Annotated in this window: 12 protein-coding genes; 9 read left to right on the top strand and 3 right to left on the bottom strand. The window is 51.9% G+C overall.

Going from position 1 to position 12499, the window contains the following annotated elements; genetic code table 11:
• Positions 1–60: 60 nt before the first annotated feature.
• From fabZ to EIZ48_RS22085, 9 genes are all read left to right on the top strand, one after another.
• Positions 61–513: a 3-hydroxyacyl-ACP dehydratase FabZ gene (gene fabZ, locus EIZ48_RS22125; RefSeq protein WP_160656424.1), complete on the top strand. Its 453-nt coding sequence runs from the start codon at positions 61–63 to the stop codon at positions 511–513.
• Positions 513–1301 carry an acyl-ACP--UDP-N-acetylglucosamine O-acyltransferase gene (gene lpxA / locus EIZ48_RS22120; RefSeq protein ID WP_160656544.1) on the top strand — a complete coding sequence of 263 codons (789 nt, stop codon included), beginning with the start codon at positions 513–515 and terminating at the stop codon, positions 1299–1301. Before fabZ ends, lpxA begins: the two co-directional genes overlap by 1 nt.
• A 2-nt stretch (positions 1302–1303) precedes the next feature.
• Complete coding sequence (gene lpxB / locus EIZ48_RS22115) at positions 1304–2443, top strand: lipid-A-disaccharide synthase (RefSeq protein WP_160656421.1); 1140 nt, start codon at positions 1304–1306, stop codon at positions 2441–2443.
• The gene (gene rnhB, locus EIZ48_RS22110; RefSeq protein WP_160656419.1) at positions 2444–3049 is read left to right on the top strand and encodes a ribonuclease HII; all 606 of its coding nucleotides are present in this window, start codon (positions 2444–2446) and stop codon (positions 3047–3049) included.
• Between the two features lie 136 nt (positions 3050–3185).
• On the top strand, positions 3186–6665 hold the full coding sequence (gene dnaE, locus EIZ48_RS22105) for a DNA polymerase III subunit alpha (RefSeq protein WP_160656417.1): 3480 nt from the start codon (positions 3186–3188) through the stop codon (positions 6663–6665).
• A 58-nt stretch (positions 6666–6723) separates the two neighbouring features.
• Positions 6724–7683: an acetyl-CoA carboxylase carboxyl transferase subunit alpha gene (gene accA / locus EIZ48_RS22100; RefSeq protein WP_160656414.1), complete on the top strand. Its 960-nt coding sequence runs from the start codon at positions 6724–6726 to the stop codon at positions 7681–7683.
• A gap of 135 nt (positions 7684–7818) precedes the next feature.
• On the top strand, positions 7819–9138 hold the full coding sequence (gene tilS, locus EIZ48_RS22095; protein WP_160656541.1) for a tRNA lysidine(34) synthetase TilS: 1320 nt from the start codon (positions 7819–7821) through the stop codon (positions 9136–9138).
• 101 nt (positions 9139–9239) lie between these two features.
• Positions 9240–9551 (top strand): c-type cytochrome, encoded by a 312-nt coding sequence (locus EIZ48_RS22090; protein WP_075762730.1) that lies wholly within the window; start codon positions 9240–9242, stop codon positions 9549–9551.
• Between the two features lie 245 nt (positions 9552–9796).
• The gene (locus EIZ48_RS22085; protein ID WP_160656411.1) at positions 9797–11008 is read left to right on the top strand and encodes an aromatic amino acid transporter; all 1212 of its coding nucleotides are present in this window, start codon (positions 9797–9799) and stop codon (positions 11006–11008) included.
• Positions 11009–11069: 61 nt separating this feature from the next.
• Here EIZ48_RS22085 and EIZ48_RS22080 read toward each other — a convergent pair whose 3' ends face one another.
• The 3 genes from EIZ48_RS22080 to EIZ48_RS22070 all read right to left on the bottom strand — a co-directional run bounded on the left by EIZ48_RS22080 (position 11070) and on the right by EIZ48_RS22070 (position 12453).
• Positions 11070–11258: a DUF4250 domain-containing protein gene (locus tag EIZ48_RS22080; RefSeq protein WP_160656408.1), complete on the bottom strand. Its 189-nt coding sequence runs from the start codon at positions 11256–11258 to the stop codon at positions 11070–11072.
• Complete coding sequence (locus EIZ48_RS22075; RefSeq protein WP_075762736.1) at positions 11258–11464, bottom strand: YaeP family protein; 207 nt, start codon at positions 11462–11464, stop codon at positions 11258–11260. Before EIZ48_RS22075 ends, EIZ48_RS22080 begins: the two co-directional genes overlap by 1 nt.
• 134 nt (positions 11465–11598) lie before the next feature.
• A complete protein-coding gene (locus EIZ48_RS22070) occupies positions 11599–12453 on the bottom strand; it encodes a GGDEF domain-containing protein (protein WP_160656406.1) in 855 nt (284 codons plus the stop codon).
• Positions 12454–12499: the final 46 nt, after the last annotated feature.

The raw sequence follows: 12499 nt of genomic DNA, 5'->3' as shown, positions 1-12499 counted from the left end.
TAGGCCGTTTTGCGTTAAAATTATACAGTATTTTAAACTTACTTAGACAGGAATTCAGTTTTGACTAGCGAGAACAAAACGCTAAATATCACAGAGATTCAAGAGCTTCTTCCACACCGTTACCCGTTTCTGATGATTGATCGTGTAACAGATTACGAAGAAGGCAAAACGCTAACTGCGATTAAGAATGTATCTGTGAACGAGCCTCAGTTTACCGGTCATTTTCCAAAGATGCCGATTTTCCCTGGCGTGATGATCCTCGAAGCAATGGCCCAGGCAACAGGCCTGCTGGCATTTAAGACCTTTGGTGCACCGGCTGAAAATGAGCTGTACTACTTTGCCAGCATCGATAATGCGAAGTTTCGCAAACCGGTTGTACCGGGTGATCAGCTGGTGATTGAGGTTGAATTTCTGAAAGAGCGCCGCGGTATTGCTATGTTCAATGGTGTAGCAAAAGTTGACGGCGGTGTGGTGTGCTCTGCTGAGCTAAAATGCGCAAGACGAGAGTTCTGATGATTCACGAAACGGCACAAATTCACCCTTCGGCGATTATCGAAGAAGGCGTTAAGATTAGCGCCAATGTTAAAGTTGGTCCTTTCAGTTATATCGGTGCGGATGTCGAAATCGGCGAGGGCACTGAAGTCATGTCTCACGTCGTGATCAAAGGCCCGACGACAATTGGCCGCGAGAACCGAATTTTTCAGTTCGCGTCTATTGGCGAAGAGTGTCAGGATCTGAAATACGCCGGTGAGCCGACCCGCCTTGAGATTGGTGATCGCAATACTATCCGCGAGAGCGTGCAGATGCACCGTGGTACTGTTCAGGATAACGGCATCACCAAGGTGGGTAACGACAACCTGTTCATGGTAAATGTGCATGTTGCCCATGACTGTGTGATTGGCGATCGCTGTATTTTTGCCAACAACGCGACGCTGGCAGGTCATGTGACCATCGGTGACCACGCGATTATTGGCGGTATTACGGCAATCCACCAGTTCTGTACGATTGGTGCTCACTGTATGCTGGGCGGCGGTTCGATTGTGGTTCAGGACGTACCTCCATACGTGATGGCACAGGGTAACCACTGTGCACCGTTCGGCATTAATGTCGAAGGCCTGAAGCGTCGCGGTTTCGAGAAAGCCGAAATCCGTGCTATCCGCGCGGTGTACAAAGAGCTGTACCGTTCGGGCAAGACCCTGGCTGAAGTGAAGCCGGTTATTGAAGAGATGGCCAAGGAGCATAAGGCTGTCGAGCTGTTTACCGAGTTCTTCGAAAATTCAACACGCGGTATTATTCGCTAATTATGACGAAGCCACTTCGAATAGGAATTGTCGCCGGGGAAATCTCCGGCGATATTTTAGGTGCCGGTTTTATTCAGGCTGTCAGAGAGCAATACCCGGATGCCGAGTTTGTCGGCATTGCCGGCCCGCGTATGCAGGCCGAAGGGTGTGAAACGCTGTTTGACATGGAAGAGCTGGCGGTCATGGGGATTGTCGAGGTCTTGGGACGTCTGCCACGCCTGTTTAAGGTGAAGGCGGAGCTGGTGAAGTACTTTACCGACAACCCGCCGGACGTGTTTGTCGGCATCGATGCCCCGGATTTTAATTTACGCCTTGAGCTGGATCTTAAACAGCGCGGGATCAAGACGGTTCATTATGTCAGTCCGTCAGTATGGGCCTGGCGCCAGAAGCGAATTTTCAAAATCGAAGCGGCAACCAACCTGGTGTTGGCCTTCCTGCCGTTTGAGAAGGCCTTTTACGACAAGTTCAATGTCCCCTGCGAGTTTGTTGGTCATACGATGGCAGATGCTATTCCGTTGCAGACGGATCAGCAGGCAGCCAGGGAGCTGCTTAACCTCGATAGCAACAAACGCTGGCTGGCGGTATTGCCGGGTAGCCGTGGCAGTGAAATGGGGATGCTGGCGGCACCGTTTATTGAAACCTGCCGTTTGCTGAAGCAGAAGCACCCGGACTTGGGCTTTGTTGTTGCGCTGGTGAACCAGAAGCGCCGTGAGCAGTTCGAACAGGCGTGGCAGGAGACAGCACCGGAGCTGGATTTTGTGCTGGTTGATGATACGGCGCGAAATGTGATGACGGCTTCTGATGCGGTATTGCTGGCGTCGGGCACTGTGGCGCTAGAGTGTATGCTGGTCAAGCGTCCGATGGTCGTCGGTTACAAGGTCAAACCGCTGACAGCCTGGCTGGCAAAGCGGATGTTGAAAACCAAGTATGTCTCGCTGGCCAATATTCTGGCTGATCGCGAGCTGGTGCCGGAGCTGCTGCAGGATGACTGTACACCCGAGAAGCTCAGTGCTGAAGTCGAACGCTTCCTTGGCTCGGATAATAGCGAGCTGATGAATGAATTTACCCGTCTGCATCAACTTATCAAGTGTGATGCGGATAAGCAGGCAGCCACCGCTGTCCTGAAACTGATAGATAGATAAATGGCAACCATTTTAGAACCTTTTGAGTACCCGCAGGCCAACCTGATTGCCGGCGTTGATGAAGTCGGCCGAGGCCCGCTGGTCGGCGCCGTGGTCACCGCCGCGGTGATCCTGGATCCGAATAACCCGATACAAGGGCTGACGGACTCGAAAAAGCTGAGCGAAAAGAAGCGTAATCTCTTGTTCGACGAAATCAAAGAGAAGGCACTGGCGTGGTCGCTGGGTCGTTGCGAGCCAGAGGAAATTGACCAGCTGAATATTTTGCAGGCCACCATGGTGGCGATGCAGCGTGCGGTTGCCGGTCTTGCCACGCAGCCTGATTACGTGCTGGTTGATGGCAACAAAGTGCCGGAATTGCCGATGGCGGCGCAGGCGGTTGTGAAAGGCGATTTGCGGGTTGCTGAAATCAGTGCGGCTTCCATCCTGGCCAAGGTCACCCGGGATCGGGAAATGGAATCGCTGGATGCCCAGTACCCGGGCTATGGGTTTGCCAAACATAAGGGCTACCCGACCAAGGCACACTTTGAAGCGCTGGAGAAGCTGGGTGCAATCGAGCAACACCGTAAGAGCTTCAAGCCGGTAAAACGGATCCTGGGTATTGATTGATTTTATTCTAGGGTAGCTTCATGTTGCTGGCCTAATGAGCATAGCCTCAATCGTTAGGCCACATTCGGTGATGATTCTGGCTCTTTGAGCTATAATCCTCGCTTAATTATCAAGAACACATCAAATCTGGTTAGTCATGGCTGAACCTCGCTTTATTCATCTACGTGTCCACAGTGATTTCTCAATGGTGGACGGTCTGTCCAAGGTCCCACCGCTGGTAAAAAAAGTCGCGGCAATGGGGATGCCGGCAATGGCGTTGACCGACTTTACCAACCTGTGTGGTTTGGTGAAATTCTACTTTGCAGCCCATGGTGCAGGCGTGAAGCCGATTATCGGCGCAGACTTCAAGGTCCAGTCTGAGGAGATGGGCGAGGAGCTGGCGGATCTGACCATACTGGCAGCAGATAATGATGGCTACCAGAACCTGACGATGCTGATTTCCAAAGCCTATCAGCGTGGTCATGTCCAGCATTTACCCGTGATGGACAAAGAGTGGCTGATTGAGCACAAGAAAGGGCTGATCCTGCTCTCTGGCGGTAAAACTGGTGATGTCGGCAAGGCATTGCTCAAAGGCAACCAGCTGATGGTTGAGCGCTGCGTTGCGTTTTATCAGACCCACTTCCCGGATAGCTACTATCTTGAATTGGTCCGCACCGGTCGCCCCGATGAAGATGCTTACCTGCATTTCGCGGTAGAGTTGGCCGAGCAGGCAGAGTTGCCGGTCGTGGCAACCAACGATGTCAGGTTGCTGTCCGAAGATCAGTTTGATGCCCATGAAATTCGCGTTGCGATCCATGACGGCTATACCATGGCGGATCCTAACCGCCCTAAACTGTATAGTGCGCAGCAGTATCTGCGCAGCGAAGAGGAAATGTGCGAGCTGTTCTCGGACATTCCTGAAGCGCTTGAAAACAGCGTCGAAATTGCCAAGCGCTGTAATGTGACGGTACGTCTGGGCGAATACTTCCTGCCGAATTTCCCGACCGGTGAAATGACCATCGAGGACTTCCTGATCAAGGAATCGCAGGAAGGCCTGGAGCGCCGCCTGGCCTTCCTCTTCCCGGACGAGGAAGAGCGGGCCAAACGCCGCCCGGAATACGACGAGCGTCTGGATATCGAGCTGAAAGTGATCAACCAGATGGGATTCCCCGGCTACTTCCTGATCGTGATGGAGTTCATCCAGTGGTCGAAGGATAACGGGGTACCGGTAGGGCCGGGGCGGGGTTCCGGTGCCGGTTCGCTGGTGGCCTATGCCCTTGATATTACCGATCTGGATCCGCTGGAGTTCGACCTGCTGTTCGAACGATTCCTGAACCCGGAACGTGTCTCCATGCCCGATTTCGATATCGACTTCTGTATGGACAAGCGTGATCTGGTTATTGACCACGTGGCGGAAATGTACGGCCGCGATGCGGTATCGCAGATCATTACTTTCGGCACCATGGCGGCGAAGGCGGTTATCCGCGACGTCGGCCGTGTACTGGGGCACCCGTACGGTTTTGTCGACCGGATCTCCAAGCTGGTTCCGGCAGAGCCCGGAATGACGCTGGCAAAGGCCTTTGATGCCGAACCGCAGCTCGGCCAGGTCTACGAGGCCGACGAGGAAGTCAAAGATCTGATTGATATGTGCCGGATCCTCGAGGGGGTAACCCGAAACGCCGGTAAGCACGCCGGTGGGGTTGTGATATCGCCAACCACAATCACCGACTTTGCGCCGCTGTACTGCGATGCCGAAGGGGGCAACCCGGTTACCCAGTTCGATAAAAATGACGTCGAAACAGCCGGTCTGGTTAAGTTTGACTTCCTGGGACTGCGAACGCTGACCATTATTGACTGGGCTCTGGGGATGATTAACCCGCGGCTGAAGGCCAAGGGCGAGGAGGCGGTGAATATCGCGGCGATCCCGATGGACGATCCCAAGTCGTTTGCGATGCTGCAGCGCTCGGAGTCTACCGCGGTATTCCAGCTTGAATCCCGAGGGATGAAAGATCTGATCAAGCGTCTGCAGCCTGACTGCTTCGAAGATATGATCGCACTGGTAGCCCTGTTCCGTCCGGGACCGCTGCAATCGGGTATGGTAGATAACTTTATCGACCGTAAACATGGCCGCGAGGCCGTCTCTTACCCGGATGAAAAGTGGCAGCATGAGTCTCTGAAAGAGATTCTGGAACCGACCTACGGCATTATCCTGTACCAGGAACAGGTGATGCAGATCGCCCAGGTGCTGTCTGGCTATACCCTGGGTGGCGCGGATATGCTCCGTCGTGCGATGGGTAAGAAAAAGCCGGAAGAAATGGCCAAGCAGCGAGCCACCTTTGAAGAAGGGGCGGTGAAGAACGGCGTCGACGGCGAGTTGGCGATGAAGATCTTTGACCTGGTTGAAAAATTTGCCGGTTATGGTTTTAACAAATCCCACTCCGCAGCCTATGCATTGGTGTCGTATCAGACGCTGTGGCTAAAGGCGCATTACCCGGCAGAATTCATGGCGGCGGTAATGACCGCAGATATGGATAACACCGATAAAATCGTCGGCCTGGTGGATGAGTGTCACCGGATGAAGCTGAAGCTGTTGCCACCGGATGTCAACAAAGGCCTCTACCGTTTCAATGTCGATGAAAATGGCGCAATCGTCTACGGTATCGGTGCGGTGAAAGGGGTCGGTGAAGGCCCGATTGAGAATATCATCGAGGCACGAGAGAAAGACGGCCACTTCAAGGACCTGTTTGATTTTTGTGCCCGTATCGATACCAAGAAGGTCAACAAGCGGGTACTGGAGAAGCTGATTAAATCCGGCGCCATGGATCGACTAGGACCTAACCGTGCTGCCATGATGGCTACGCTGGATGATGCGATCAAGGCGGCCAGCCAGCATCACCAGGCCGAAGCCTTCGGCCAGACGGATATGTTCGGGGTGTTGACGGCGGCACCGGAAGAGGTAGAGCATGCCTATGCCAACATTCCTGAGTGGCCGGAAAAAGTCTGGCTGGAAGGGGAGCGTGATACCTTAGGCCTGTACCTGACGGGCCACCCAATTAACACCTATGTGCCGGAGCTGAAACACTATACAACCTGGCGTCTGAAAGATGCCCACCCGACAGGGCGTGACAAAGTCGTGACCGTGGCAGGCTTGGTGATCGCAGCTCGCGTTATGACCACCAAGCGAGGAACCCGGATTGGCCTGATGACATTGGACGATCGCAGCGGTCGGATGGAAGTGATGTTGTTCTCAGAGCCACTTGAAAAGTATATTGATCTGCTTGAAAAAGATAGAATCGTCGTGGTTTCCGGACAGGTCAGCTTTGATGATTTTAACGGTGGCCTTAAAATGTCGGGCCGAGAAGTGTTAGATATCTCAGAAGCAAGAGAAAAGCACTTGCGAGGACTTGCTATCTCTGTGACAGAGAGGCAAATTGATGAACAGTTTTTTGAACGCTTCAGCCAGGTGCTGGAGCCACACCGTGCAGGTACTGTACCGGTAAATGTGTACTATCAGCGCTCGAATGCACGTGCCAAGTTGACCCTCGGGACTGAGTGGCGTGTAACCCCGGCAGATCAGTTAATCACCGATCTCAAAGTATTGCTGGGTGATAAGCAAGTAGAGCTTGAGTTTAATTAATATAGCCCACAGTTATTAAAGAGATATTACTAATTGTGAGCAAAAGGATTGAAGTGGTATGAGCCTGAACTTCCTTGAGTTTGAACAGCCAGTTGCTGAACTTGAAGCGAAAATTGAAGCACTGCGTGATGTGTCGCGTCGTGATGAGTCAGAATCGGTTGATCTAGATAAAGAAATTGAACAGCTGGAAAAGAAAAGCCTGGAGCTGACCAAGAAAATCTTTGGTGATCTTGGTGCATGGCAGGTTGCTCAGTTAGCCCGTCACCCACAGCGTCCGTATACTTTTGATTACGTTGAACATATGTTCACAGAGTTCGACGAATTGGCGGGTGACCGTGCGTTTGCCGATGATAAGGCGTTGGTTGGCGGTATTGCCCGTCTTGATGGCCGTCCGGTAATGATCATTGGTCACCAGAAAGGTCGCGAAACCAAAGAAAAGGTGAAGCGTAACTTTGGTATGCCAAAACCAGAAGGCTACCGCAAGGCACTGCGTTTGATGAAGATGGCTGAGCGTTTCAAGATGCCTATCATCACCTTTATCGACACTGCAGGTGCTTATCCGGGCGTTGGCGCGGAAGAGCGCGGTCAGTCTGAAGCGATTGCAACCAACCTGAAAGAGATGGCCGGTCTGACGGTACCAGTTATCTGTAATGTTGTCGGTGAAGGCGGTTCAGGCGGCGCACTGGCTATCGGTGTTGGTGACTGCGTCAATATGCTGCAGTACTCGACTTACTCGGTGATTTCTCCGGAAGGGTGTGCCTCAATCCTGTGGCGTGATTCTGACAAGGCCCCTCAGGCCGCAGAAGCGATGGGTATGACAGCCGAGCGTCTGAAAGAGCTAGAGCTGATCGACAACATCATCGAAGAGCCATTGGGTGGCGCGCACCGTGATGTTGCTGAGATGGCGGCCACGCTGAAAGCACAGATTTTGGCAACCCTGAATGATCTGGAAGCCTTGGATACAGAAGCGCTGCTGGAGCGTCGTTACCAGCGCCTGATGAGCTACGGTTACTGCTAAGTACGTGCCGGGCACGATTTTAGAGCGGGTCAACGTCGGTTGGCCCGCTTTTTTATTGCCTATCAGAAAATTAACCGTCGCAGGCCTTTGGTATACTACGACCAGTTCATCGACTTCGATAAGAGATTGCCAGAGATGCTGTACTCCCGACTAGCCAATAGCCTGCAGGCTTACTGTGATAGCCCTCGACATTTTGTCTTGGCCCTGAGTGGTGGGCTGGATTCCCGCGTATTGCTTCGTCTGATGGGGCAGTATCTGCATCTGAACCCGCAACATGAGTGTCTGGCGGTGCATGTTCACCATGGTCTCAGCCAGAATGCCGATGTGTGGAGCCAGCGCTGTCTGGAGTGGGCACGCCAAGAGGGCATCGAGTGCTGTGTTGAGCGTGTTGAGCTGACGCTAGGCAGTCGGGTGAGTGTCGAGCAGCAAGCCAGAGAGCAGCGTTATCAGGCGCTGCGAAAGCATATACGTCCGGGGGGGATCCTGTTAACCGCCCAGCATGCCGATGATCAGCTTGAGACCGTATTGCTGGCACTCAAGCGCGGCAGTGGCCCGGCAGGGCTGGCGGCAATGGCTTCCGGCACGCCGTTTGCCGATGGATTGCACTTACGCCCGCTATTGTCCTCTAGCCGGGCTGAGATTGAGTGCTATGGGCAACAACATCAGCTGGAGTGGGTTGAAGACGAAAGCAACCAGGACACCCGCTATGACCGTAACTTTTTGCGTCACGAGGTGACACCGCAGTTGATCTGTCGTTGGCCGGGGATACGCAAGGCCGTTGCCCGGAGTGCGGAGCTTTGTGGTGAACAGGATGCCTTGTTGCAGGAGCTGCTGCACGAGAAGCTTCAGCTGGCACTAGGGGCTGACCAAAGTCTGTCGGTCGCCGCACTGGGATCCGAGCGTGTCGGCAAGCAGCTGATCCGGCAGTGGCTTGGGTTGTTTAATATCCTGATGCCCTCCAAGGCTCAGCTCGATCAGATCTGGCAGACGGTTGTACAGGCCAAAGCTGATGCCAATCCGCAGTTGTGCTGGCAGCAAGTGCAGGTAAGGCGCTTTCGGCAGCGATTATATCTGGTCGAGCAATGGCCGGATATTCAAGATTGGCAACAAGAATGCCAATTGGATCAGCCCTGCAGGCTACCGCAGAATTTAGGCTCATTGACGGTACGCAAAACTGCCGGGGGACAGTTGCGCTTGCCGAAAGAGGGAGAGGTGCTGTCTATCCGGTTTGATCCCGAGGGCATCGAGGTTAAGCCGGTCGGCAGAGTGGGCAAGCGAAAGCTGAAAAAGTTATTTCAGGAATACGGGGTCCCGAGTTGGAACCGTCGCCGAACACCGCTTATCTATTATGGTGACCAGCTTGCCGCTGTTGCCGGATTATTTGTCGTTGAGGCATTCAGCGGGCAGGACTGTGACCTGGAGTGGCACAATGATGCATCTGATGTGCAATGTTAGGCCAAACAGTGCACAATTCTCTAATACCCTGCTTTTCGCTTTTTTAGGACAGTTTGATCTGGGCCGGGTATTTGGATAATACAGAATTATAAGAGGACCCAATGAAGAAAGTTCTTGCAATTGCAATGTTAGCGACAGTGATGTCTGCCCCTTCAATGGCTGCTGGCGATGCCGCCGCCGGTAAAGCAAAGGCCGCCGTATGTGCTGCGTGTCATGGTGTTAACGGTGTCGCAATGATACCGGGTTACCCGAACCTGAAAGGCCAGAACGAGCAGTATCTGGTTAGTGCTCTTAAGGCTTATAAGAATAAGCAGCGCACAGGTGGAATGGCTGCGGTCATGCAGCCGCAGGCTTCGATGCTGAGTGATACCGACATTGCCAATGTTGCCGCTTATTTTGCGCAAATGAAGTAAGCTGCCCGGCTTTGTAATATAGGGTGCTGATTGCACCTGAATGGTTTGATATTAAAAACCGCTTGCTGTTTAAACAGTGAGCGGTTTTTTTATGAGAGCAACACTTCACTCCATGTGGTCTGTAAAGCAGTATTTCCATCTGTCTGTATAGTATTTGTCCAGTTGGTACCTCTGTGGTTGATAAAATTTCTGGTTGCCATTATTGTACTAGCACGCTGATACGTTAACCTTGTCTAGGAGTCATTATGAGTAAACCATCCACACTTGGGGGGGCGTGTATTATCGCCAGTGTTTGTGTTGGGGCAGGCATGCTTGGATTGCCAAGTGCAGGTGCGGGTGCGTGGACGTTATGGAGTGTGATCGCCATTTCATTCACTATGATCATGATGACGCTTTCCGGCTGGTTATTGTTAGAAGCACTTAAGCATTATGAGTTTAAAGCTTCGTTCAATACTGTTACCAAAGATGTATTAAGCAATAAAGTAAACTTTATCAATAATCTATCTCTGTATTTTGTGGGTGGGATTCTACTTTATGCGTATATTTCAACATCCGGCATGATTTTCAGTGAAATGCTAGGTGTCACGCGTGAATTGGCTTCCGTCTTGTTTGTTGCATTTTGCTCGGCCTTTGTCTTGCACTCTACCCGTGCAGTGGATCGTATTTCTATTGTGTTGATCCTCTTTATGATCATCAGTTTTGTGCTGGGTGTTTCAGGGCTGGCTTCGCATATCAGTATGCCGGTTTTGTTTGCACAAGCACAAGGTGAAACCCCTTACTCGGCCTATGCGTTAGCCCTATTGCCGGTCGCGTTAACGTCATTTGGTTACCATCATTCGGTGAGCACGATGCGTGATTACTACCAAGATGAGCGCCGTGCCAAAAAAGCGATTCTTGGCGGCACGCTAATTGCCCTCACGTTTTATCTGGGGTGGGTGATCTGTATTTTTGGTAATTTACCGCGTGAGGCGTTTGGCCCTGTTGTGGCTGCTGGTGGCGGCGTGGATGTCTTGATGTCTGCACTGACAGCTGCCATCGATTCAAATAGCATTAAACAAGCCCTGCATATCTTTTCTATTGCCGCGATTGTCTCATCTTTCATTGGTGTTGGGTTGGGTGTGTTCGATTACTTGGCTGACTTATTTGGCTTTGCCGATACCAAGCAAGGACGAGTAAAAACCTGGGGGGTGACGTTTATGCCGCCATTGGTGCTCTCGTTAGTGGCTCCGTTTGGTTTTGTCACCGCGATTGGTTTAGCCGGTGCTGCTGCCACGATTTGGACCTGTATTATCCCGGCGACGTTGGCAAAAACATTACGTCAAAAAGTGCCGGTACAAGATGGCTTTGTGGTACCAGGGGGAAATGTGACGATTTATGCGGTGATCGCATTCGGGGTACTGACAGCCGCCTTCCATTTACTGGCGATGGCGAATCTACTGCCTGTCTTTAAAGGCTAGTAAATAAAAAACGGAAGCCCTCAGGCTTCCGTTTTTGTTTGGGGACCTTGCCGGCGAATCGTTAGCGGAATTGCTTGGCATCTGGCAGGTAGTCAAAACCGGCAGTGGCCAGTCGGGCAACCAGTTTTTCTTTATCGATACCGTAGTATTTCGCCAGGTTATCCAGGTCGCCGAATTCGTCGCGGATCTTCATATTGACAATGCTCATCAGCATGACCGGATCCATCGTATCAAAGTTTTTGACGTCCATTATTTATCCTCATGATCACTCATCAGTAAGTTGGCGGCGGCAAAGGCTGCACGCTCCCTGACTTCCTGTGGCACTTCTTCGTTGGCGGCAACATAGTCCAGTGCTTTGATTGCACAGTGGATCGCATTGGGGATATAACCCAGTTCACCGCCACCAATTTGGGCATAGGTCATTCGGATTAGTTCACAGCATTCATAAACTTTCATGCTTTTTCCTTTAATTCGTTAACTCCCTATAGGCACTGGGCAAGTGCCTATAGGGAGTGAACGCCTTACAGCATTACTATATCAGAGTGTCGTATAAGGTGATGATAAAAATGGCCAGGCATCGTGGAGAGTGGTTATTTGTTACGCTTGTGACGGTATAGCTGACGGTCGGCACGATCGACAAGCGAGGTGGTCGTATCCCCTTTCTGGTATTCGGAAAATCCGCATGAGGAGCCAATTTTCAGCGTTCGCAGGGTGTGATCATCACTCATCAGTTGCTGGACTCGCTTGGCAACATGCAGGGCCGATTTATCGGTTGCAGGCTGGAGTAGCGCGGCAAATTCATCGCCACCAATACGATAGCAGCGATCGGATGCTCTCACCGCTTGCTTGAGAAGGGTCGCGAAACGTCGAATGACCTTATCGCCATCAAGGTGGCCAAAGCGGTCGTTGACCTGTTTGAAGTTATCCAGATCGAACATCACCAGTACCAGGCCGACATTTCTTCTCTCGCTCATGGCTAGCGCATGCTGGATATCCTGCTCGAAGCAGCTACGGTTGCCCAGGCCGGATAGGTAATCACGCAGCGCCATATTCTTGACTCGACGATATTCAATCGCATTCATTAATGGCCCGGCAAAAAGACGGTGATAGGTATGAAGCAGGTTAATTTCGTCTTTATCCAGCGGGTAGGGGGTCGAATATTGCAGCTTGCCAAGTTCGTTGTCACCGAATCGCAGGATAAAGGCTTGCCGATACTGGGTGGCTTCACCACGGCGGATCAGGGTGGAGGTTTCTTCCAGATCCCAGACCAGACGGCTGATATCGATTTGTTTCTCGATTTCCCTGGCAAATATTTCGAATAATAAGCCCAGGTCGAGTTTTCCCTGGAGCTTTTGCAGAATCAGCAGGCGCTGGTCAGCGCCAAGGGGTTTAGCCCTTGGTTTGCTATTTTCCGCAAAAATATTGTTCCAGAGATTCGGATCCATATAAGCGTCAAAAAAAAGGTAAGGGGTTAACTATAGGCAATTATTA

It is taken from the genome of Photobacterium alginatilyticum, from assembly GCF_009910675.1.
Lineage (GTDB): Bacteria > Pseudomonadota > Gammaproteobacteria > Enterobacterales > Vibrionaceae > Photobacterium > Photobacterium alginatilyticum.
Note: the sequence above shows the minus strand (reverse complement) of the source record. Positions and strands in the feature narration are given on the sequence as shown.